The organism is Agarivorans sp., from assembly GCF_050295395.1.
Lineage (GTDB): Bacteria > Pseudomonadota > Gammaproteobacteria > Enterobacterales > Celerinatantimonadaceae > Agarivorans.
Genome location: NZ_JBNKPP010000148.1, coordinates 1 through 21,948 on the forward strand (window position 1 = coordinate 1; position 21,948 = coordinate 21,948).

The 21,948-nt window shown below is 47.1% G+C and carries 18 protein-coding genes and 1 pseudogene; 12 read left to right on the forward strand and 7 right to left on the reverse strand.

What is annotated here, in order from left to right; all coding sequences use genetic code 11:
- Window positions 1-321, reverse strand: a pseudogene (locus tag ACQY6Q_RS08490) (hypothetical protein); the annotation flags it as partial.
- Window positions 322-367: 46 nt separating this feature from the next.
- Window positions 368-1,900 carry a 2,3-bisphosphoglycerate-independent phosphoglycerate mutase gene (gene gpmM / locus ACQY6Q_RS08495; RefSeq protein WP_427980176.1) on the reverse strand — a complete coding sequence of 511 codons (1,533 nt, stop codon included), beginning with the start codon at window positions 1,898-1,900 and terminating at the stop codon, window positions 368-370.
- 253 nt (window positions 1,901-2,153) lie between these two features.
- Here gpmM and ACQY6Q_RS08500 point away from each other — a divergent pair, with 253 nt between their 5' ends.
- The 3 genes from ACQY6Q_RS08500 to gpsA all read left to right on the forward strand — a co-directional run bounded on the left by ACQY6Q_RS08500 (window position 2,154) and on the right by gpsA (window position 4,137).
- Window positions 2,154-2,585, forward strand: a complete 432-nt coding sequence (locus tag ACQY6Q_RS08500) for a rhodanese-like domain-containing protein (protein ID WP_427980179.1) — start codon at window positions 2,154-2,156, stop codon at window positions 2,583-2,585.
- A 68-nt stretch (window positions 2,586-2,653) separates the two neighbouring features.
- The gene (secB, locus tag ACQY6Q_RS08505; RefSeq protein WP_055732994.1) at window positions 2,654-3,130 is read left to right on the forward strand and encodes a protein-export chaperone SecB; all 477 of its coding nucleotides are present in this window, start codon (window positions 2,654-2,656) and stop codon (window positions 3,128-3,130) included.
- Window positions 3,130-4,137, forward strand: coding sequence for an NAD(P)H-dependent glycerol-3-phosphate dehydrogenase (gpsA, locus tag ACQY6Q_RS08510; protein WP_427980182.1), 1,008 nt, complete (start codon window positions 3,130-3,132; stop codon window positions 4,135-4,137). The genes secB and gpsA overlap by 1 nt, the downstream gene beginning before the upstream one ends.
- Window positions 4,138-4,204: 67 nt before the next feature.
- On the opposite strand, the gene nfuA is transcribed toward gpsA, so the two are convergent.
- Window positions 4,205-4,783 (reverse strand): Fe-S biogenesis protein NfuA, encoded by a 579-nt coding sequence (gene nfuA / locus ACQY6Q_RS08515; protein ID WP_427980184.1) that lies wholly within the window; start codon window positions 4,781-4,783, stop codon window positions 4,205-4,207.
- A gap of 89 nt (window positions 4,784-4,872) precedes the next feature.
- Window positions 4,873-5,577 (reverse strand): ComF family protein, encoded by a 705-nt coding sequence (locus tag ACQY6Q_RS08520; protein ID WP_427980187.1) that lies wholly within the window; start codon window positions 5,575-5,577, stop codon window positions 4,873-4,875.
- 34 nt (window positions 5,578-5,611) lie between these two features.
- Here ACQY6Q_RS08520 and bioH point away from each other — a divergent pair, with 34 nt between their 5' ends.
- The 3 genes from bioH (at window position 5,612) to ACQY6Q_RS08535 (ending at window position 7,605) form a co-directional block, all read left to right on the forward strand.
- The gene (gene bioH / locus ACQY6Q_RS08525) at window positions 5,612-6,385 is read left to right on the forward strand and encodes a pimeloyl-ACP methyl ester esterase BioH (RefSeq protein ID WP_427980190.1); all 774 of its coding nucleotides are present in this window, start codon (window positions 5,612-5,614) and stop codon (window positions 6,383-6,385) included.
- Between the two features lie 67 nt (window positions 6,386-6,452).
- On the forward strand, window positions 6,453-6,686 hold the full coding sequence (locus tag ACQY6Q_RS08530; protein ID WP_427980192.1) for a hypothetical protein: 234 nt from the start codon (window positions 6,453-6,455) through the stop codon (window positions 6,684-6,686).
- A gap of 1 nt (window position 6,687) precedes the next feature.
- Window positions 6,688-7,605, forward strand: coding sequence for a putative metalloprotease CJM1_0395 family protein (locus tag ACQY6Q_RS08535; RefSeq protein WP_427980195.1), 918 nt, complete (start codon window positions 6,688-6,690; stop codon window positions 7,603-7,605).
- Window positions 7,606-7,785: 180 nt separating this feature from the next.
- On the opposite strand, the gene ACQY6Q_RS08540 is transcribed toward ACQY6Q_RS08535, so the two are convergent.
- Window positions 7,786-10,080, reverse strand: coding sequence for a Tex family protein (locus tag ACQY6Q_RS08540; protein ID WP_427980198.1), 2,295 nt, complete (start codon window positions 10,078-10,080; stop codon window positions 7,786-7,788).
- A 268-nt stretch (window positions 10,081-10,348) separates the two neighbouring features.
- On the opposite strand from ACQY6Q_RS08540, the gene ACQY6Q_RS08545 reads away from it, so the two are divergent.
- The 4 genes from ACQY6Q_RS08545 (at window position 10,349) to metF (ending at window position 15,585) form a co-directional block, all read left to right on the forward strand.
- Window positions 10,349-12,679 (forward strand): glycoside hydrolase family 9 protein, encoded by a 2,331-nt coding sequence (locus tag ACQY6Q_RS08545; RefSeq protein ID WP_427980200.1) that lies wholly within the window; start codon window positions 10,349-10,351, stop codon window positions 12,677-12,679.
- A gap of 275 nt (window positions 12,680-12,954) precedes the next feature.
- Window positions 12,955-13,980, forward strand: coding sequence for a substrate-binding domain-containing protein (locus tag ACQY6Q_RS08550; protein ID WP_055732984.1), 1,026 nt, complete (start codon window positions 12,955-12,957; stop codon window positions 13,978-13,980).
- A gap of 67 nt (window positions 13,981-14,047) precedes the next feature.
- Window positions 14,048-14,530 (forward strand): transcription elongation factor GreB, encoded by a 483-nt coding sequence (gene greB, locus ACQY6Q_RS08555; RefSeq protein ID WP_427980241.1) that lies wholly within the window; start codon window positions 14,048-14,050, stop codon window positions 14,528-14,530.
- A 152-nt stretch (window positions 14,531-14,682) separates the two neighbouring features.
- Complete coding sequence (gene metF, locus ACQY6Q_RS08560) at window positions 14,683-15,585, forward strand: methylenetetrahydrofolate reductase (RefSeq protein WP_427980202.1); 903 nt, start codon at window positions 14,683-14,685, stop codon at window positions 15,583-15,585.
- 153 nt (window positions 15,586-15,738) lie between these two features.
- Here metF and ACQY6Q_RS08565 read toward each other — a convergent pair whose 3' ends face one another.
- Entirely contained in the window at window positions 15,739-16,992 is a 1,254-nt protein-coding gene (locus ACQY6Q_RS08565) for a hypothetical protein (protein WP_427980204.1), read from the reverse strand.
- A gap of 122 nt (window positions 16,993-17,114) precedes the next feature.
- Complete coding sequence (ppc, locus tag ACQY6Q_RS08570) at window positions 17,115-19,754, reverse strand: phosphoenolpyruvate carboxylase (protein WP_427980206.1); 2,640 nt, start codon at window positions 19,752-19,754, stop codon at window positions 17,115-17,117.
- 396 nt (window positions 19,755-20,150) lie between these two features.
- Here ppc and argC point away from each other — a divergent pair, with 396 nt between their 5' ends.
- Both argC and argB read left to right on the forward strand, forming a co-directional pair.
- On the forward strand, window positions 20,151-21,161 hold the full coding sequence (gene argC / locus ACQY6Q_RS08575) for an N-acetyl-gamma-glutamyl-phosphate reductase (RefSeq protein WP_427980208.1): 1,011 nt from the start codon (window positions 20,151-20,153) through the stop codon (window positions 21,159-21,161).
- A gap of 8 nt (window positions 21,162-21,169) precedes the next feature.
- A complete protein-coding gene (argB, locus tag ACQY6Q_RS08580; RefSeq protein WP_055732979.1) occupies window positions 21,170-21,946 on the forward strand; it encodes an acetylglutamate kinase in 777 nt (258 codons plus the stop codon).
- Window positions 21,947-21,948: the final 2 nt, after the last annotated feature.

Below are 21,948 nucleotides of genomic sequence, written 5' to 3' on the forward strand. Positions count from 1 at the left end.
CGCTTGCTGTTGCTGTGTGAGTTGTTGCTGTACTTGCTGTTTTTGTTGTTGGTTTTGTTTTAGCTCAAGTTCGGTATGGGCTAATTGGTTGTTTAGTTTACGCAGTTGCTGGTTCGCGTCGGCTAGAGCCAGCTCGTATTGGCGCAGCTGCTGCTGGGCCTTGTCTATTTCGGCTTTCCTTTGTTTCAGCTGCTGTTGCTGTTGCTTGAGTTGTTGCTGAACGTCGAGCAGTTGTTGCTGTTCATTGGCATTCGCCATCGGCCCAAGCAATAGCAAAACGCCAGCAACAAGGCTGGCGTTAAACAGGCGAATAAGGCGCATTGCTACGCCTTTTTTCGAAACTGAATTAGGCTCTTTCATCGAGCCATTATTTCAAATTCATCAATACCTTGCCAGTCATTTCTGCTGGGGTTTCGAGACCCATCAAGCTTAACATGGTTGGCGCGATATCACTTAAGCGACCACCCTCAACAGGGGTAGCTTCACGGCCGTAGTAGATGAACGGCACTGGCAAGTTGGTGTGAGCTGTGTGAATGCCGCCAGTTTCAGGATCAACCATTTGCTCGGCATTACCGTGGTCAGCAGTAATTAAACACTCGCCGCCCACTTTATCTAACGCTTCAACTAAACGACCAATGCTCTTATCTACTGCTTCACAAGCTTTCACTGCCGCGTCGTATACGCCAGTGTGGCCTACCATGTCACCGTTAGGGTAGTTACAGATGATGACATCGTATTTACCGCTTTCAATGGCGGCTACAAATTTATCGGTTAACAACTCAGAATTCATTTCTGGTTGTAGATCGTAAGTGGCCACTTTAGGTGAAGGGATTAATTCGCGATCTTCGCCAACAAAGGCTTCTTCTTTACCGCCGTTGAAGAAGAAGGTCACGTGCGCATATTTTTCAGTTTCAGAAATACGTAACTGAGTTTTTCCTTGTTTCTCTAGCCACTCACCTAGGGTATTAACCAAGTCAGTTGGGCCGTAGGCACAAGGCGCGTCGATGTCGGCAGCGTATTGAGTCAATGTAACGAAGTTACAAGCAGGCACTTTAGCACGGGCAAAACCAGTGAAGTCTTGTTCTACAAAACAACGGCTGATTTCACGAGCACGGTCGGCACGGAAGTTCATGAACAATACCGCGTCGCCGTCGTTAATAGCGGCAGGGCTTTCACCCACTACCGAAGCTTTAACAAATTCGTCGTTTTCTTCACGCGCGTAAGCGGCTTCAAGTGCTTCTGTTGCGGTGGCGTAGCTGTACTCAGCTTTGCCCTCGGTAAGTAATTGGTAAGCTTCTTCAACACGTTCCCAACGGTTATCGCGGTCCATGGCGTAGTAGCGACCTACCAAAGACGCGATACGACCAACACCCACTTCGGCAAATTTAGCATCAAATTTGTCGATAGAGCCTTGGGCACTGCGTGGTGGAGTATCGCGGCCATCTAAGAAAGCGTGTAGGTAAATTTCTTTAGCGCCTTGTTTTGCTGCTAACTCAACAGCCGCTAACATGTGATCTTCGTGGCTGTGTACACCACCTGGAGACAGTAGACCCATGATGTGTACCGCTTTACCTGCAGCCACTGCTTTGTCTACCGCGCCTACTAGGACTTCATTAGTGAAGAAGTCACCGTCGTCGATAGATTTACCCACGCGAGTTAATTCTTGATATACGATACGGCCAGCGCCGATGTTGGTGTGGCCTACTTCTGAGTTACCCATTTGGCCATCGGGTAGACCCACGTCTAAACCTGAGCCTGAAATTAGAGTGCTAGCTGAGGTTTCCCAAAGTTTGTCTAGAACCGGAGTGTTGGCATTTGCTACGGCGTTGTTTGCACTATCTTGGCGGTAGCCCCATCCATCCATAATGACTAACGCTAAAGGCTTTTTAGTTGCAGACATTTGCAATTTCCTCGATCGGTAAATGTAAGTTTAAATACGAATTAGTGAAATATTACTACATTTTTGCTGTGAGTCACCTGATTGAGCGCAAATCAAGCAAGATTAGTCGTTTTAAACTGGTTTTTTACTTGCCAAGTAAATCTTAGAGCAAATTGGGAGCTTCGCGAGGTGATGGAGCTGCTATTCTTTTCGCTCGGGTGTATACTCTCGCCCCAATATCACTAACTATTTGCTTAACTGGAATTGTCATACTATGCAGCAAGTTGTCGAATTTGTCGGAAATAATCCTGTTCTTTCATTGGCTTGGGTGGGGCTATTAGGTGCTGTTATTTACACCTTTATCCAACCGATGTTCTCAAAAGTGAAGGCGGTAGGAAATCATGAAGCCACTTTATTGATTAATAAAGAAGATGCCGTTGTGGTGGATGTACGAACTAATGATGAGTACAAAAAAGGTTATATTGCGGGCGCACGTCACATTCCTCTCACTCAAATACAGGCGAATAACTTCAAGCCCATTGAAAATTTAAAGGGCAGCCCCATTATCGTTGTATGTGAAACAGGGATGCGTTCTGGCTCAGCGGCTAACGCACTGGTAAAAGGAGGTTTTGAGAAAGTGTACAATTTACGCGGCGGCATGACCGAATGGAAATCAGCTAACCTACCGGTCACAAAAAAGAAGTAAGATCGAGTTTACAGTGCCATTAGGTGGCACTGAGACAAATTTTCAAACATTGTATTAAGGTAATTATCATGGCTGAAGCAGCTAGCACAGAAGCACCACAAGTAGAATTTGCTATTCAACGTATCTACACCAAAGATATCTCTTTTGAGACACCTAACTCACCACAAGTTTTTCAACAAGAGTGGAAACCTGAAGTTAAAGTTGACTTAGATACTAGCAGCAACAAACTGGCTGATAATGTTTTTGAAGTGGTGCTAACGTTAACCGTAACTGCAAAAGTTGCCGATAAAACTGCGTTTTTGTGTGAAGTTCACCAAGGCGGCATCTTTACTCTAGGCAACATGCCAGAGCCTCAACTAGCTCATGCTATTAACGCTTACTGTCCAAACATTTTGTTCCCTTATGCTCGTGAGACAGTATCTAATCTAGTCAACCGTGGTTCTTTCCCACAAATCAACCTAGCGCCAGTTAACTTTGACGCTTTGTTTGCTAACTATGTTCAACAGCAAGCTGAGCAACAAAAAGCGGCTCAAGCAGACGCTTAATGAGCAAATCTAAGGCAACAATGACGGTATTGGGCGCAGGCTCATACGGTACTGCTTTGGCGATTGCCATTGCGCGTAATGGTCAGCGCACAGTGCTATGGGGACATGAGCCCGAGCACGTGGCTGCACTGGCTAAAGACCGAGAAAATAAAGACTTTTTACCGGGTATTGCGTTTCCTGAAAGCCTCGAGTTAGAAGCTGATTTAGCTAGTGCGGTCGCTCAAAGTGATAATCTATTGGTGGTGGTGCCTAGCTTCGCATTTGCTGATGTGATGCGCCAGATTAAACCTATGTTGAGCGACGCAACTCGGATCGCATGGGCTACCAAAGGTTTAGAAGCCGATACCGGACACTTGTTGTCAGAAGTGGCTGTTGAGATCCTAGGAGAGCAACGCTCTCTAGCTGTGATATCCGGTCCTACCTTTGCTAAAGAACTGGCCGCTGGTTTGCCAACGGCGATTTCAGCGTCCTCTTCAGATGCTGAATTTGTTCGCTACTTAGCACAAGTGATGCACTGTGAACGTAGTTTTCGCGTCTACACTAACAACGACATCATTGGTGTGCAGTTAGGTGGGGCGGTTAAAAATGTTATCGCTATTGGTGCCGGTTTGGCAGATGGCTTAGGTTTTGGAGCCAACGCTCGTACCGCTTTAATTACACGTGGTTTACGCGAGATGGCCCGTTTGGGTAAGGCCTTAGGCGCCGACCCTGAGACGTTTAAAGGCATGGCGGGTTTGGGTGATTTGGTATTAACTTGTACCGATAACCAAAGCCGTAATCGTCGTTTTGGTTTAGCTTTGGGAGCAGGTAAGTCTTTCGAGCAAGCTGAGCGGGAAATCGGTCAGGTAGTAGAAGGCTATCGTAATACCAAGGAAGTCTATCTGCTGGCGCAAAGAGTGTCGGTTGAAATGCCGATTGTCGAGCAGGTGTATCAAGTGTTATATCAGGGCAAATCACCTAAGCAGGCCGCCATTGATTTATTGGCCCGAGACCAGCGTGAAGAGTGAGCTTATTAGCGCACAGACTAAAAAGCCTATCGAATGATAGGCTTTTTTGTATCAGCAAATTAGCAAACTAATAGTACGAGTGTTCACCAGCTTGGTGTTCGGTCACATCTTTAACACCAGTGAGTTCGCCTGGGAAGGTTTCTAGCAATTGCTTCTCTATGCCTTCCTTAAGGGTTACATCTACCATGCTGCAGCCATTACAGCCGCCACCAAATTGCAGTACCACCACACCTTCTTCGGTGAGTTCAACAATGCTGACTTTACCGCCGTGAGACGCTAGGTTTGGATTAACCTGACTTTCAATAACGTATTCAACTCGCTCGATGAGTGGTGCATCATCATCTACCTTGCGCATCTTGGCGTTGGGCGCTTTAAGCGTAAGTTGAGAGCCCACTTTATCGGTAACAAAGTCGATTTCGGCTTCTTCTAAGAAGGGGGCACTAGCGGTATCTACCATGGCTTTAAAGCCGTTAAAAGAAAGCTGAATATCATCTTCTTCAACGGATTCTGGCGGGCAGTAAGACACTCCGCATTCGGCGCTAGGTGTACCAGGGTTGACCACAAATACACGAATATTGGTGCCTTCAGGCTGTTGTTCTAGCAACTTAACAAAATGTTGTTGAGCCGTTTCTGAGATCGATACCATCTGCTTCCTCGATACCTGACTAAAATACTAGGTTTTATTGTACGGCTTTTTGCCAAGCTCTGCTAGTGTTGCCGTAAGTGAATTTTGGATTAGGCTTTGGGGGTTCGAGCAATTGCCCAAATGTCTACTTGAGTTGCCCCCGCATGTTTCAGTTTACCAGCAATAACATTGGCGGTGCTAGCGGTGGTGACCACGTCATCTACAACTACCCAATGTTTAAACGGTAACGAGGCTTGGCAGCGAAAGCTATGCTTGAGGGCTCGTTGCCGCTGGCGACGCGTTAAGCTGGCCTGACTGCTACCATAACGATGACGTTTTAGTACATTAACCAAGGGGATATCGCTTTGCTTTGCTAGTGCCTGGGCGAGTAATTCACTTTGATTAAAGCCTCGTTGCCAGTGTTTTCGCCAATGCAATGGCACGCTACAGTAGGCTTCTGGTAGCGGTGCTTGTAGTTGCTGTAACTGCTGCCAAAGTAGCTGACTAAGTGGAGCGGCTAGATGGCGTTGTTTGGCATATTTGTAATTCTTAAGCAGCGCATCGGTAGGCCACAGATAATCGTTTAAACAATAAATCTTATCAAAATGGGGAGATGTTTGTTGGCACTCGCCACATATACCGGGCTCAGCCAAGGGTAAATAACAGCGTTCACAACGGCATCTGGCTGGACTAATGATTAAATTGCGACAACTGACGCAGCATATTTCATTACTGGCCTTAGTTTGCAGGCAAAATGCACACTGAGTGGCTAAGCCGAAAGCCGAGTTTAAAGCAGACTTAAAACTGGTTAACATGAGTTTCCTTTATCGCCCGAGTATTTAAGTGTAGATGAGCAATTTGTATTTTGAATCGCATGGTCAGGGACCTGCCCTAATTTTAATTCACGGCTGGGGCTTAAATGGCGCGGTTTGGCGCCCAGTCAGTGAGCTATTGGCAGAGCACTTTTGTGTTTATCAAGTGGACTTACCGGGTTTTGGTCACTCACCGGTGCAGCCAGAGCTAAGTCTAGCCAGTATGGTTGAAGCAATATTAACTCTACCTGTACAGCGTGCTATCTGGTTGGGCTGGTCTTTAGGCGGGCTGGTGGCTAAGTATGCTGCTATTCATCATCCTGAACGAGTCGCGGGTTTGATAACGGTCGCCAGTTCGGCTCATTTCATGGCTAAAACCGATTGGCCGGGAATTCAGCCTCAGGTCTTGCAGGGCTTTGCGGAAGGTTTACAGCAAGACTTTAAAAAAACCTTGCAGCAATTTTTGGCTATTCAAGCGATGGGTAGCGAACAAGCGAAACAAGACATTAAGCAACTTAGGAACTTACTCGCCATCCGCCCTTTGCCTAATTTGGCTGCCCTAGAGCAAGGGCTGGCTTTGTTGCAAAATCAGGATTTACGGGCTGAGCTAGCGCAAATCAGTATGCCTTGGTTACAACTATACGGGCGCAGTGATGCCTTAGTACCCAAAGCGGCGATGCAACAGCATGCGCTATTACATAGCGAGGCTGAGCAATTCCAGTTTAATCAGTCTTCCCATGCACCATTTATTTCAGAGAAACAGCTATTTGCTGAGAAAGTCCTCGATTTTGCTCAGCGCATAGTGGTTTAAAAGTGAGCAGTTTGCTAAAATTTGCAATAATTGTAACCGAGTTTTAACTGCGCTAAGCGGAGGTCATATGCAAGTGGGAGCTGCCAGTAGTGGTTTTCAAATTATTGCTAATGCCAATCAGCAGGCTAGCCAAAGCGCGCAGACTCTTGCTGAGCTGGCAAGCAAGAGAGAGCCGCAACAAAACCAAGTGGTGGATGCCATGGTCAGTCTGAGTCAAGCCGAGTTGTACGCTAAGGCTGGGGTAAAGGTGATCAACACAGAATCTAAAATGCTAGGTACGCTGTTGGACGTAAAGGCCTAAGATGAACATTAATGTTAGTCTGCCCAACGTTTTTCCCAATACCTTGCACCCTCCTACAGAGGCTGCGCGCAGGGATAACCAACTGCGTCCGGTGATCGCTCAGCCTAAAGAAGTTGCTAGCTTTGCAAAAGAGCCTGAGGTGGGAACAGAAAAGGACCGCTCTAAGCCCCAGGTCAGCGCTCAGTACCCGCAAGTTCAAGAACAGCATCAAGCTAAAGTTAATGAGCGTGATGCTCAGCAGCAACAGGATAATCAGCAACAACATCAACAAGGACAACAGCAGGAAAGCGGGGAACAACAGCGTGGCTCTGATCAATCCAGCGCGAGACAGAAAGGCCAACAGGACTTAACTGACAGCGAACAGCAGAAGATTGATGAATTAACGGCACGAGATCAAGAAGTTAGAACCCATGAGATGCAACATCAAGCGGTGGGTGGCCAGTATGCGCGAGCGGCTAGTTTTGAATTTGAACGAGGTCCCGATGGCAAGCGCTACGCAGTAGGCGGTGAAGTGTCGATTGATGTGAGTGAAGTGACTAGTGATCCGCAAGCTACCATCGCTAAAATGCAACAAGTACAGCGGGCGGCTTTGGCGCCTGCCGAACCGTCTGCGCAAGATCGTCAAGTAGCAGCGCGAGCACAACAGAAAATGGCTGCCGCTCAGCAAGAGCTTAATCATAGTCAAGTGTCGGGCTTGTTGGCATCAGACGAACAGCCTTCTGCTTTTTCTATTAACAGTGAAACGGCTTTACCACAAGCGCCAAGCGAGCAAGCTCGGCAGCAGCAAAATGCGCAAGCTTTGCAACAGCGCTATCCTGATATTGCTCAACAGATGGCGCGTAGAAACGCTTCTATTCAACATCGTTATGCCAGTTCAAGTGAATTTCGCCCACAGCCTCAACTGAGTTTACAAGCCTAAGTTCTCAATCGCTTTGTATTAGTAGTTGCTTTCAGTGCCAGAACTGCAGCGGAGCTGTTATTCAGTGGTGAAGGTTGAGCTGCTGAGTATCGCCATAATTTTCGTGGAAATGCTGAGCAAGTCGCCCTCATCCAAACTTAAGTGATAAGTTTGGATGAGGGCAATGTTATTTTCTCAGATTTAGCGCTTGGCCTTAGCGAAGGCTTCGGCAAAGGCGTTATTGAGTGGTTTAGCTTGTTGTTTCGCTGGGCGATGTGAGTGTTGCGCTTTGGCTTTTTTAGGGCTCTCTTTGCTTGTTGAAACACTAGTGATGTCATCGTCTAAGCGCATACTCAAGCCGATCCGCTTACGCGCCACATCCACTTCCATCACTTTTACTTTGACAATGTCGCCAGCTTTGACCACTTGATGGGGATCTTTGACAAAATGATTGGCCAAACAAGAAATATGCACTAAGCCGTCTTGATGCACACCAACATCAACAAAGGCACCAAAGTTGGTGACATTGGTCACTACCCCTTCCAGTTGCATCGCTGGTTTTAAGTCGGCAAGCGTATTCACCCCTTCCTTAAATTTTGCAGTTGCAAATTCTGGGCGTGGATCTCGCCCCGGCTTTTTAAGTTCGCTAATGATGTCATTCACGGTGGGGAGACCGAATTTTTCGTTGGTGAACTGCTTAGGGTCGAGTTTACTTAGCCGTTCGTTATTGGCAATGAGCTGGCTAACATCACATTGGCTATGTTTGGCTATGGCTTCTACCACCGGATAGGCTTCGGGGTGAACCGCTGAGCCATCCAAGGCATTTTTAGCTTGAGGTATGCGCAAGAAACCGGCAGCCTGCTCAAAGGCTTTAGGGCCTAAACGGGCGACTTTTTTGATCGCCGCACGAGACTGAAACGCGCCATGTTGGTCACGGTGAGCAACGATGTTTTGCGCGATGGTGTTATTTAAGCCGGCCACAAAACTCAGTAAGGGGGCTGAGGCCATATTAACGTCAACGCCTACAGCGTTTACACAGTCTTCTACAACGCTATCGAGTTGCTGCGACAACTTACTTTGACTGACATCGTGTTGATACTGGCCAACTCCGATGGCTTTCGCTTCAATTTTTACCAGCTCTGCAAGTGGGTCTTGCAAGCGGCGGGCTATCGAAACCGCTCCGCGAATCGATACATCTAATTCGGGGAATTCTTGGGCGGCGAGTTCCGAAGCGGAATAGACCGATGCGCCCGCTTCGCTCACCATGACTTTTTGTAAACCTTGTTCTGGTAGCATGCTAATTAAGTCGGCGGCGAGTTGGTCGGTTTCACGTGAGGCGGTACCATTACCGATACTAAGCAGTTTTACCTGATGTTGCTGCACCAAAGACGCTAGCGTATTGAGTGACTGCTGCCATTGATTACGCGGGGCATGGGGATAAATGGTGTCGTAAGCCACTAGCTTACCAGTGGCGTCGACTACCGCTACTTTCACTCCGGTACGCAGGCCTGGGTCTAAACCTAAGGTCGGTTTGGCGCCAGCTGGTGCGGCCATTAACAGATCGTTTAGGTTACGCGAGAACACGCTAATCGCTTCATCTTCGGCTTTTTCGCGTAACTGGTTGAGTAGCTCTGTTTCCAGTTGTAGTTTCAGTTTAACCCGCCAGGTCCACTGTACCACAGTATTAAGCCATTTATCGCAGGGCAGTCCTTTAGGGTGCAAGTCGAAGTAGTCGCGGATCATCTGTTCGGCGGGATGGCTCAGCGCATCAGCCTGTTCCACGTCTAGCGATAGGTTCAATATACCTTCATTGCGCCCGCGCAATATCGCTAGGGTTCGGTGCGAAGGGATTTTGCTCAAGGCTTCTTGATAGTCAAAGTAGTCTTGAAACTTTTGGCCAGCATGTTGTTGGCCGTCAATCACGGTGGTGCTAACTAAGGCCTGCTCTTGTAAAAATGCCCGTAACTGCGCTAATAGTGGAGCTTGAATGGCAAAACGTTCCATCAAGATGAATTTTGCGCCGTCTAGTACCGCTTTGTTATCAGCAAACCCGGCTTCTTGGTTGATATAAGCTTCAGCCAAAGTTTCAGGGGCTTGTTCTGGTTGGCTTAACAATAATTCGGCTAGGGGCTCTAAGCCCGCTTCAATGGCTAGTTGTCCTTTAGTGCGGCGTTTGGGTTTGTAAGGAAGGTAGAGATCTTCTAACTCGGTTTTACTGCTGGCTGCATTGATCGCGCGTTCTAGCTCGGGGCTTAATTGGTCTTGCTCACGAATCGATTTTAAAATGCTGAGACGGCGTTGCTGCATGTCACGCAGATAAACCAGACGTTGTTCTAATAGGCGAAGTTGTCCATCATCTAAGCCACCGGTGGCTTCTTTTCGATAGCGGGCAATAAAAGGCACAGTGGCGCCTTCATCGAGTAGCTTTATGGTCGCGCTTACTTGTTGGGCTTGCGCATTAATATCTGAGGCGATTTGTTGTTCTAAACTTTGCATAGGTTTGCTAATGATGAGTCAGTTGTTGTGGCAGCAAATGCCCCTATCTTAGAGGCTTCTTAAATGGCATCAAGTAGAAAAATCACTAGCTGCAAATATTATTCTGTGAAAAGCGTTTCACGAAATGAAATTTTTTTCATAAGCGCTTCATAGATTTGTTTTGTTTCAGGTGTTTAGTCATGGATATGTGAGCTAAATTTCGCCCAAATCAACTGCGTTGCTTTAGAGTGCTACGTAGTTTTCAATGCCTCAGTTCAAGGAGACCGAAATGGGCGTTAATCGCACACCTATTATTCGATTTAGTTTAAACCGCATTAGTCAAAGCATTGCTTTGATGAGTTTGGTGAGCGCCTCTGCGGTGGCGGTCGCTTCCCCTGAAATGCTCAGCAACACTGATTTTAGTAACGGAACCACTGGCTGGTGGTCAAGTGGTGCTGAATTAACGGTGAAAGACGGCGAAGCCTGTATGGATATTAAACGTGCCGGAAGTAACCCGTGGGACGTTATTATGGGTCAGCGTGGCTTTGGCTTAGAGAAAGGCCAAGATTACAGCATTGACTTTGTCGCCCGTGCTGATAAAAACACGGCTTTTACGGCTCTTATTCAGCACAATGGAGCACCTTACACCCAGTTTTTCAATAAGCAGTTAAAGATTGGAACTGAGCCTAAAGCTTTTAGTTTCAAATTTACTCAAGAAATGGCCAGCGACCCCAAAACTGAGTTTCAGTTTCAATTAGGGGCGCAAAAGCCAGCCGTGCTCTGCTTTAGCGACATTTCTTTGAAGGGTAAGTCTTTTGTTGTTGTTAACAAAATTCCGACTATTCGCTTAAACCAAATCGGCTTTTTCCCTAAGTCTGAAAAAATAGCGGTTATTCAAAATGACAGTAAACAACCGCGAGTTTGGCGAGTTAAAGATGAACAAGGCAATTATCTATTAGCGGGAAAAACCAAGGTATTTGGCCTAAATGCTGCTTCTGGCGAAATGGTTCATCAGGCAGATTTTTCAGCCTTAACCAGCAAGCACCAAAACTTGGTGTTAGAAGTGGATGGCAAAACTAGTCACCCATTTAGAATTGCAGACGATATATACAGCGAGTTGAAACATGACGCACTGGCTTACTTTTATAACAACCGTAGCGGTATAGAGATTAAAGCCGACTACGTGCGCCGCCCAGATTTGGCACGTCCTGCTGGACATGTTCCTGACGTGGTGAGTTGTTTTGATAAGACCGATGCCAAAGGTAACAAATGGCCTGGTTGTGATTTAACCATGGATGTGACAGGCGGCTGGTACGATGCCGGTGACCACGGTAAGTATGTGGTGAATGGTGGCATCAGTACTTGGACTCTAATGAATCTATTCGAACGCTCACAATTTATTGAAGGAGCGACAGAACCTTTCCCTGATGGTAGCCAAGCCATTCCAGAAGCCGGCAATGGAGTGAACGACTTACTCGACGAAGCGCGCTGGAACATGGAATTTATGTTGGCTATGCAAATTCCTGACGGAAGCAAAGTCTCTGTACCTGTGGGTAACCAGCGAGAGAACCTGAGTGATCTTAAGTTAAGCGAAATTGATGCCTCTGGTATGGTCTTCCATAAAGTGGCGGATGAAAACTGGACTGGCATGCCGATGCCTCCACATAAAGATCCAATGAAACGTTATGTAGGGCAGCCTAGTACTGCGGCTACCTTAAACTTGGCGGCCACTGCTGCTCAATGTGCGCGGATTTGGAAAGACATTGATGCCGACTTTTCTGCACAATGTTTAAGCGCCGCGGAGCGAGCATGGAAAGCGGCAAATCAGCATCCTGAGGTATATGCTTACGATAACTTTACCGGTTCAGGCCCTTATGATGATGTCGATGTAAGCGATGAGTTTTATTGGGCTGCGGCGGAACTGTTTATTACTACAGAGCAAGCTGAATACTTTGATTACATCAAGGCTTCACCTTACTTCTTAACGGCTCCTGCTGGTAATGAAACTGCTGATGGTGATTTGTGGTGGGCAGGTCTAAGCCCCGCAGGTAACCTAAGCTTGGCCGTAGTGCCTAGCCTGCTTGATGAAGCGAGTAGAGAGAAAGTGCGAGCTAACATTGTTGCCGCTGCTGATGGTTACTATAAACAGTTGGCGAATGAGGGTTACCATATTCCTTATACCGCTGAGCAATACCCTTGGGGCTCGAACTCAAACTTGGCTAAGCGTGGTATTTTCCTTACCTACGCTAGTGACTTCAGCGGTGATAGCAAGTACATGCAAACCTTAGTACATGCTATGGATTACCTGTTAGGACGCAACCCACTAGACCAGTCTTATATTTCTGGTTACGGTAGTAATCCATTGAAGAATCCACATCACCGTTTTTGGGCGCATCAAGCCGATGCCAAATCGCCAAAACCGGCTCCGGGTGCTTTATCAGGTGGACCTAACTCGATGTCCTTTAGTGACCCGATTGCGGCAGGTTTAAAAGGTAAATGTATTGGTCAAACCTGTTGGGCAGATGAGATTGGTGCATGGTCGCTAAATGAAATTACCATTAACTGGAATGCACCCTTAGTGTGGGTTACTACGGTATTAGATGAGCATCGGTTGAAGTAGTTACTAAGAAAAAAGTTAATAATATGGGCCAGCTTATTGCTGGCCTTTCTTGCTTGTTTTTTTGAGTTTTAATCATAGATGTTGTAAAAATAAGAGCGTAAGAATGTGATCTGTTACTGTGTTCTATCGCTCAATTTTATTTGAAACAAGTGCTTTAAGCATTTCACGTATATAGTGGTCGTAGGAAGTTTTATCTCTTCTGTTACCGACTGTTATAGGCATGTAAAAAAAAGAGAGATAAAATGCGGACTCGAGTTAGTTGTCAGAGAATAAACGTGAAAGATAAAAATAAAGTAGGACAGCGTTCAACCGTATACGATGTCGCAGCCTTAGCCGGAGTATCACCTAGTACAGTATCTCGGTTTATGAACCAGACTACCTATGTATCAGATGCTAAGCGCAAGCAAATTCAAGCTGCGATGGCCGAGTTAGGCTATAAACCAGGGCAGCAAACGGGAGTAAGTTCCAGTAGCCGAACTATGACCATTGGTGTATTGGTGCAAGATCCCGACAGCCCTTTCTATTCATCTATCCTAAACGGCATCGAAGAGGTGTTACTCGCTCAGGGCTATTCTCATATCATTGTTACTGGCCACTGGAATAGTGAAGAAGAGATGGAGTCGATGCAGTTGCTCTTGTCGCGCTCGGTGGATGGCATCATCATCGTCACCGGTGGGTTAAGTGATGAACAACTGCTTGAATTTTCAAAAAAACGGCCGATAGTTGCCTTAGGGCGGGCTTTAGAATCGCCGCGTTTGCGTTCGATTAAAATCGAAAACTCGGTGGGCGCTTACATGGCCACTAACCACCTGATTCAACTTGGCCATCAAGATATTGTGCACATTAAAGGGGCCAAAGGTCACCCCGATACTCAGCAGCGTTACGAGGGCTACTGCCAAGCTATGGAGCATGCGGGCTTGCCAGTGAAATTACAGCTAGTTGAGCAAGGGGACTTTACCGAACAGGGGGGCTTCGACGCAGTGCAGCGTTTGTTAGCCAGTAAGCGACCATTTACTGCTATATTTGCGGCAAATGATTTAACTGCTTATGGAGCTATGCAGGCCTTATATCAAGCGAAGCGAGCGGTGCCAGAGCGGGTGTCGGTAATTGGCTTTGATGATATTCCCAGCTCGGCTTTCTTTATTCCGCCTCTAACTACCGTGCGTCAGCCAATTTTTGATACAGGCTATGCGGCGGCATTAACCATTTTAGACATGTTGAATGGCGGCGAAGCTCATAACTTCCGTATTCCTCCCATTGAGCTGGTTAAACGCGAAACCACTCAAGCTAGGGTGGGTTAATTAAGCTGGTTATTGTTGGGCCTGAGTCGTTTATAATTGCTGACTCAGGCCTTTTTCTATGAGCACCATGAAAACCAATCTCATCACTCGTGCCGGCTGGCATAAACTTGACCAAGAGCTGAAATACCTGTGGAAGGTTAAGCGCCCTGAAGTAACCCAAGCGGTATCGGAAGCGGCTGCTCTGGGCGACCGTTCGGAGAATGCCGAGTATAAAGAAGGCAAGCGAGAACTGCGCCGTATAGATTCGCGCTTACGCTTTTTAACTAAGCGTTTAGATGCACTGAAGATCGTTGACCATCACCCCCAGCAAAATGGCAAAGTGTTTTTTGGCGCTTGGGTAGAGTTGGAAAACGAAGCTGGCGATATTGTCCGTTATCGCATCGTCGGTACCGACGAAATTGATCCCAAACTAGGTTATATCACCATTGATTCACCGATGGCGCGCGCCTTAATTGGTAAGCAGGTGGATGACGAGGTATTGGTTAAGACGCCCTCGGGAGTCAAGGAGTGGTGGGTTAATGTTATTCAATACCAGCCGTTCGAGGATTAGTTAATGGTTTTGTTTGGCTGAGAAGGATGAATTATCTGATGTTGAAAAAAATTCATCTAAAGCTAAGTTGAAGCTGAACAAGATTGACTAAGATGAACTTCTCTTTATTATCTAGCGGTATAGACGTCTAAATGTCTTTTATGGAGAAGGTCATGGGATTTCAGCACGCACAACATATCGAAACACTAAACCAAAGTCTTAGTGAACTGAATCGAGCTATTAATGTCTCGTTTGAGTTTTTTCCACCTACTACCGAGACGATGGAGCAAACTCTGTGGGCGTCGATTGAGCGTTTGCAAACCCTTAAACCTAAGTTTGTTTCGGTGACTTACGGCGCCAACTCGGGCACGCGTGACCGCACCCATAAGGTGATTAAGGCGATAAAAGAGCGTACCGGATTGGCAGCGGCACCGCATTTAACTTGTATTGATTCTACTCCCGATGAGTTGCGCCAAATTGCCCGAGATTACTGGCAAAGTGGCATTAAACACATTGTGGCGTTACGTGGCGATTTGCCTCAAGGCGCGGCAAAACCGCAAATGTATGCCAACGACTTGGTTGCCTTATTAAAAGAAGAGGCTGATTTTGACATCTCGGTCGCCGCCTATCCGGAGGTGCATCCCGAAGCGAAAAGTGCTCAAGCGGATCTATTGGCGCTAAAGCGTAAAATGGATGCCGGAGCGAATCGTGCCATTACCCAGTTCTTTTTTGATGTAGAAAGCTACCTGCGTTTTCGAGACCGTTGTGCGGCCATTGGGATTGAAGGTGAAATTGTTCCCGGTATCTTGCCGGTATCGAATTATAATACGCTGAAGAAATTTGCGTCCTTCGCCAACGTTAAAGTGCCTAGGTGGCTGCATAGTCAATTTGCTGGTTTGGAAAATGATCAAACCACCCGTAATTTAGTCGGGGCTAGTGTGGCGATAGAGATGGTTAAAGTATTATCGCGTGAAGGTGTGCAAGACTTCCATTTCTATACCTTAAATCGCTCCGAGCTTTCTTATGCCATTTGCCATACCCTAGGAGTGCGTCCAGAAGCGGCTGTGCCAGCTTAAGCTCTATCTAAGGTATAAGGTTTAGGGCGTGAAGGAACTGCATTGCCATTGCTGCTCCTTAAACCGCTTGGTGCTGTTCTAGGCAATTGGCCGCTTTTAGGAAGTGCTCCAAAGGCGGCTGTGTCAATTTCAGTACTGATTAAGACTTAAGCGCTAAAGGATAAAAGCATTTAGCATGGAGCAGCTTAGCCACATTAGTATTGCGTAGTGCCAATTGTTTTTCAGCAGTTGGCGGCTGGAGAATTGGTAGCGCGACATCATGGTTAGGCCTACGCCAGATAGTGGACTACTGCCTGCTGATATCGCCCAAGAGCTAAGAAATAAGAAGCCGAGTTGGCTGGGGGCTGGTTCCATGGGGAGTAACAAGGGGCTGGCCACGGCAATGCTTACCACCGGATGCACACCTAACATACCTGCGATAATCATCATGGCTAGGATCAGAGCAAAGCTCAACGCGGAAAAGCCTAAGTCTTGTAAGTTTAAAAAATCAGGGTAAGCGCTAAGCAGTGATTTTATGCCCGCAGAGAAGACTCCCGCAGCCAGGAACAATACAAACTGGCTGCCTACGTTAGGTAGACGATGGCGAATAAAATTTCTGGCTATCACCAATTTGGAAGACCCTTTAGCGAAACCGAGTGCCGCGATAGGCGCTAAACAGGTAATTATTAAGATGATGCTGATGGCCGGATAGACAAAATGCAGGGCCATTACGCTACAAGCGAGCAATAAGGGAATACGCAAGCTTTCGGCTTTAATTGGATAACCAGCAAATTCCCCCTTATCTTTTATCATTACTTCTACGCTACTGAGTAACAGCGCTAAGCCAGTCATTAATAGACCGGGAAATAATACATCCAACCATTGCATACCGGGTGCATAGGTAAGGGATACCGCGGTGGCAATAAAGAAGGGCGACCACCAGGCGGCGGCACAAAAGCAGCGCGTGAGGATGATCTGCTGAGTATTAGTTAATGGCCGACGCTGAGCGAGGCGATCGCCCATGATAAAGATCACCGATAAATTGATGATGGCGCCCAGCAGGTTAACCCCCAGTGCGGTACTGGCAATGCTCTTTTTACCTAAGGGTAGCGGTTCGTCGGCTTTGTCTGAATTGGTTAAGGCTAGGAATGACACCGCACTAAACATCGCCAGTAGTGGCAAGTTAATTGACATAATTTGCTCTAGCCCCAACCAGCTATCTTGGCTGGCTGCCAGTCCTAGTAACAATAAGCCTAAACCAAATAAACAGCCCGCTTGGATCTTGATGGTGGAGCCTAATTGTGGCCAATGTAATAGTGCAGCTCCCCAAGCAAATAAGGTGGGAAGGGTAAGACCAATCAAGCCAAAGGCAAATAGCAGATATAACAACAAGGAAGCTAAAAATAACCAACCTTTATAGTTCTGCATCGTCGTCATCCTAGTCGATGATATATTGTTTAATAGATTTGCTACCGAATCTGATAACTCAGCGGCGGCGGAAGCGGTTGAAACAACAACCCCGCATGAAGCGGGGTTGTGGATAGCAATGGTTAACCGGTGTTACGCATACCTGCGGCGATACCGGCAATACTGACCATCAAGGCTTGGTCAACATTGGGGCAAAGCTCTTCGTTGATGCGAGAGCGGTTAAGCAACTCTACCTGAAGTACATGCAAGGGGTCGATATAAGGGTTGCGTAGATTAATCGACTCAACCACCCAAGCTTGATTGGCCAGTAAACGGTGCTCTGGAGAGAGCGACATTAATGCTTCCTTGCCGCGTTCCAGTTGATTACGTAGCTTTTCACCGAGCACTTGAAGCTCTGGTTCAACCAAACGGTCATCGTAGATTTTCGACAGCCAAGTATCGGCTTTTAGGAACACCATTTCCAACATTGCCAAGCGATTATCAAAGAATGGCCAAGCGCGCATTTCAGCGAGTAATTCGGCGTTACCCTGCTCAAGTTGTTCTTCAAAGGCGGTGCCGCTGCCTAACCAAGCGGGAAGCAATAAGCGGTTTTGGCTCCAAGAGAAAATCCAAGGAATAGCCCGTAGGCTCTCAACTCCACCGTCTTGACGACGTTTCGCTGGGCGGCTGCCTAAAGGCAGTTTGGCCAATTCGCGCTCTGGTGTTGCCGCTCGGAAATAGGGTACGAAGTCTTCTTCTCCCCACACCACGCCGCGATAAGCGTCACAAGAGGTTTCAGCGATTTGATCCATCACCTCGCGCCACTCATCTTTAGGTTCCATTGGCGGAATTAAGTTGGCTTCAAGCACCGCACTGGCGTAAAGGTTTAAGCTGTCTAAGGCCACCTTGGGTAGACCAAATTTAAAGCGGATCATTTCCCCTTGTTCGGTTACCCGTAGGCCTCCTTTTAGTGAACCAGGAGGTTGCGAGAGCAGAGCGGCATGGGCTGGCGCGCCGCCTCGGCCAATAGTACCGCCACGGCCATGGAACAGAGTCAGGCTAATTTGGTGACTTTCACAGATAGCTACCAAGGCCTCTTGGGCGCGGTATTGAGCCCATGATGCGGCTAATACGCCGGCATCTTTAGCGGAGTCGGAGTAACCGATCATCACGTGCTGTTGACCAGAGATGTAACCACGGTACCAGTCAACCGATAGCAATTTGCTCATGGTGGCTGGGGCGTTATTTAAGTCATCTAAGGTTTCAAACAACGGCGCTACCGGCAAACGGAAGGGGCAACCCGCTTCTTGCAATAACAGTTGCACCGCCAGTACGTCAGAAGGTTCACTGGCCATGGATATAATGTAAATACCCAAGGCTTCGCGCTCTTGCTTAGCAATAATGGCACAGGTATCGAGCACTTCTTGTACCGCGTCACTCGGTTCCCAATCGCGTGGGAATAGTGGGCGTTTTGAGTTTAGCTCTTGCAGCAAGAAGTGCTGTTTATCGGTTTCATTCCAGTGGGCGTAATCACCCATGCCCAGGTAGCGGGTAATTTCCGAGAACACTTCTTCATGACGACCACTATCTTGGCGAATATCTAAACGCAGTAGATTAATGCCGAAACAAGCAATACGGCGCAATAAATCTAGCAAGGTGCCATCGGCAATAATGCCCATGCCACAGTCTTGTAGCGAGTAATAGCAAAGTTCTAAAGGCTCGCGTAGCTGCTCGGTATTGGTAATGATATCGCGCGCTTCGGTATATTGGCCTTTTAACTTGGCGGTGAGGTAGTCATGAGTTTCTTGTAGCTCGCTACGTAATACTTTGAGCAAGGCGCGGTAAGGTTCGCGTTGCTCGCCGGTTTGCTCGAGTAAGGCCTCGTTGGCATCACTCATCGACAGTTCACTTACCAGGGTCTGGATTTCTTTTAGGTAAAGATCTACGGCCACCCAGCGGCTAGAGAGTAATACTTCTTCGGTGACTTTGGCGGTAACGAAGGGGTTACCGTCACGGTCGCCGCCCATCCATGATGAGAACACCACTGGTGCAGCGTCTAGTGCTAACCGCATATCGAAGTGCTGGCCGAGCTTTTTATCTAGTTGGCGAACAAATTCGGGAACCGCCTGCCAGAGTGAGTTTTCGATAACCGCAAAGCCCCATTTGGCTTCGTCGACTGGGGTTGGGCGTTGCTTCCGAATTTCGTCAGTATGCCACGCTTGGTTAATTAGCTGTTCTAAGCGACCCAGTAGTTGGCTGCGTTCTTGTTCTGGTAAATCAAGCTCTAACCAGTCTAAGCAGTTGTTTATGGCAACGTGCTTATTGATTAAGGTACGGCGAGTCACTTCGGTGGGGTGGGCGGTTAATACCAGCTCGATGTTGAGTTGAGCCACTGCATGGTGGATCTCGGCCTCAGTGAGTTTTTCTCTTTTTAGCTTGTTGAATACTTGATCAATAGGGTCTTGAGCGCAGGTGCTGCCTTCGCAATTACGTGAAATGGTGTGGAATTGCTCGGCGATGTTAGCCAAGTTCAAAAACTGACTAAATGCACGGGTTACCGGTAAGAGTTCATCATCACTTAAGTTGCGTAGCAACTCGAGTAGTTGTTCACGGGCTTGGTCATCATCATTGCGCGAGGCCTTGGCCAACTGGCGAATGGTTTCCACTTTCTCTAGAAACGCTTCTCCCATGTGGCTTTTAATGGTATTGCCAAGCAGCTGTCCGAGTAAATTAACGTTTCCTCGTAACGACGCGTTGATTTCCTGAGGCATATTCTGGCTCATCGTTTTTCCTTCACTGTTTGCGTTTGCTAGCGATTTTGAAATTTTTTTACTAAATCACCCTTTTTCTGATGCAAAAACATACCTAAAACTGCTCTCATAGTCAAAAAGTGTAATTTAATTACATTTTAAGAGGCATGTCTGCGTCAGTTCAGCCTTTAACTATAAGTCTTAAAACCGGCTAATAGAACCGCTAGTTACTTATAACTTATCTATTGTAATGATAGATTTGATTAATGTTAAATAAAAATTCATTTTTATTGCATAAATCAATGCCTATGTTATGCTCCGCTTATAGTGAAGATGTGGCATATTTGAACGCTGAATAAATCAACAGTTTTATTCACATTTGGCGGGGATGTGTGACATCCGAAGAGCAGGATTCGAGGAATATACAACATGTTAAAAACAGCGATTGTTGGGGCAAGTGGCTACACAGGAGCCGAGTTAGCCGGCTATGTGAGCCGTCATTCACACTTACAATTGGCCGGTTTATATGTATCTGAAAATAGTGTAGATGCCGGTAAACCCTTATCTAGCTTACATGGTAAGTTACGTGGTGTTGTCGACTTGCCAGTACAGCCTTTAATTGTGGCTGATATTGCCCAGCGGTTTGCTGATGTAGATGTCGTGTTGTTAGCCACCGCTCACGAAGTGAGCCATGACTTAGCCGCTAGCTTCTTGCAAGCTGGCTGTCAGGTATTTGATTTATCCGGTGCATTTCGCGTAAACAGCGCCGAGTTTTATCAAAACTTCTACGGCTTTACTCATCAATTTCCCGAGTTGTTAGAGCAGGCGGTATACGGCTTGGCTGAATGGAATGCTGAGCAAATTAAACAAACGGATTTAGTGGCGGTGGCAGGCTGTTACCCCACTGCCGCCTTAACGGCTCTAAAACCCTTAGTGGAAGCCGGGCTAATTGACTCCGCCAGTAAGGTGGTCATAAACGCCACCAGTGGTGTCAGTGGGGCGGGGCGTAAGGCTTCTCTTACTACTTCTTTTTACGAAGTAAGCTTGGCGCCTTATGGTGTATTTACTCACCGTCATCACCCTGAAATTGAGGCTCATCTTGGCCACCCCGTTATTTTTACTCCGCACTTGGGGAACTTTAAACGGGGCATTTTAGCCACCATGAATATTTGCTTAAAAGCCGGCACTACCGAGCAGCAGGTTAATCAGGCTTATCAGCAAGCTTATGCGGATCAGAATATTGTGCGCATTTTAGAAGGGCAGTGGCCGGCCATCAGTAAAGTAGAACATACTCCGTTTATTGATTTGGCGTGGCAGCAGCAAGGCGACGATTTAATCGTGGTATCGGCTGAAGACAACCTACTAAAAGGGGCGGCGAGCCAGGCAATTCAATGTGTCAATATTCGTAACGGTTTTGCCGTTAGCGAAGCGCTAATTTAAGGCTGAATATGAAACCATTAGTGATTAAGTTAGGCGGGGCGGTATTAAATAACGCCGAAGCATTAAACAACCTATTTGTAGCCTTACAACAAGTTAAGCAAGCCATCGTATTAGTGCATGGTGGTGGCGTGGTAGTTGAAGACGTACTCAGCAAAATGGGCTTTGTTTCAGAGAAACTCGATGGTTTACGAGTTACCCCAAAAGAGCAAATTCCCTATGTGGTGGGAGCCTTGGCGGGTACCAGTAATAAGTTGCTGTTAGCGCAAGCCTTAAAGTCAGGACTATCTGCGGTGGGCCTGTGTTTAAGTGATGCGGGCAGCTGTAAGGTGAGCGCCATGGACCCACGTTTGGGGCATGTGGGTGAGGCCACTGAAGGCAACCCAGCATTGTTGACTAGTTTAATTGAGCAGGGCCATGTGCCAGTGATAAGCTCTATTGGTATTGGTGACGATGGCGAACTGTACAATGTGAATGCCGATCAAGCGGCATTAGCGATTTGTAAGTTGTTGCAAGGGCAGTTGGTGCTGTTATCTGATGTGGCTGGCGTATTGGATCAAAACAAACAGTTAATCGCTCAATTAGACAGTGCTTTGGCCGAGCAACTGATTGCCGACGGCGTAATTACCGATGGCATGAGCGTTAAGGTGAAAGCGGCGCTGGAAGCGGCAGCGTTTCTCAACAGTGCGGTGGCATTGGCGTCTTGGAAAGACCCAGCAAAATTAGCCAGCTTACTCGCTGGTCAAACATATAATGGCGAGTCGGTTGGGACTCAAGTAAGCGTTTAAGG

What these genes read in the sequence shown, in the direction of transcription:
- ACQY6Q_RS08530 (WP_427980192.1), top strand. Translation starts at nt 6,453, where the DNA reads ATGCAAGTGGGAGCTGCCAGTAGTGGTTTTCAAATTATTGCTAATGCC.
- ACQY6Q_RS08545 (WP_427980200.1), top strand. Translation starts at nt 10,349, where the DNA reads ATGGGCGTTAATCGCACACCTATTATTCGATTTAGTTTAAACCGCATT.
- bioH (WP_427980190.1), top strand. Translation starts at nt 5,612, where the DNA reads ATGAGCAATTTGTATTTTGAATCGCATGGTCAGGGACCTGCCCTAATT.
- ACQY6Q_RS08500 (WP_427980179.1), top strand. Translation starts at nt 2,154, where the DNA reads ATGCAGCAAGTTGTCGAATTTGTCGGAAATAATCCTGTTCTTTCATTG.
- nfuA (WP_427980184.1), bottom strand. Translation starts at nt 4,783, where the DNA reads ATGGTATCGATCTCAGAAACGGCTCAACAACATTTTGTTAAGTTGCTA.
- ACQY6Q_RS08540 (WP_427980198.1), bottom strand. Translation starts at nt 10,080, where the DNA reads ATGCAAAGTTTAGAACAACAAATCGCCTCAGATATTAATGCGCAAGCC.
- ppc (WP_427980206.1), bottom strand. Translation starts at nt 19,754, where the DNA reads ATGAGCCAGAATATGCCTCAGGAAATCAACGCGTCGTTACGAGGAAAC.
- ACQY6Q_RS08565 (WP_427980204.1), bottom strand. Translation starts at nt 16,992, where the DNA reads ATGCAGAACTATAAAGGTTGGTTATTTTTAGCTTCCTTGTTGTTATAT.
- gpmM (WP_427980176.1), bottom strand. Translation starts at nt 1,900, where the DNA reads ATGTCTGCAACTAAAAAGCCTTTAGCGTTAGTCATTATGGATGGATGG.
- greB (WP_427980241.1), top strand. Translation starts at nt 14,048, where the DNA reads ATGAAAACCAATCTCATCACTCGTGCCGGCTGGCATAAACTTGACCAA.
- secB (WP_055732994.1), top strand. Translation starts at nt 2,654, where the DNA reads ATGGCTGAAGCAGCTAGCACAGAAGCACCACAAGTAGAATTTGCTATT.
- metF (WP_427980202.1), top strand. Translation starts at nt 14,683, where the DNA reads ATGGGATTTCAGCACGCACAACATATCGAAACACTAAACCAAAGTCTT.
- argC (WP_427980208.1), top strand. Translation starts at nt 20,151, where the DNA reads ATGTTAAAAACAGCGATTGTTGGGGCAAGTGGCTACACAGGAGCCGAG.
- ACQY6Q_RS08520 (WP_427980187.1), bottom strand. Translation starts at nt 5,577, where the DNA reads ATGTTAACCAGTTTTAAGTCTGCTTTAAACTCGGCTTTCGGCTTAGCC.
- gpsA (WP_427980182.1), top strand. Translation starts at nt 3,130, where the DNA reads ATGAGCAAATCTAAGGCAACAATGACGGTATTGGGCGCAGGCTCATAC.
- argB (WP_055732979.1), top strand. Translation starts at nt 21,170, where the DNA reads ATGAAACCATTAGTGATTAAGTTAGGCGGGGCGGTATTAAATAACGCC.
- ACQY6Q_RS08535 (WP_427980195.1), top strand. Translation starts at nt 6,688, where the DNA reads ATGAACATTAATGTTAGTCTGCCCAACGTTTTTCCCAATACCTTGCAC.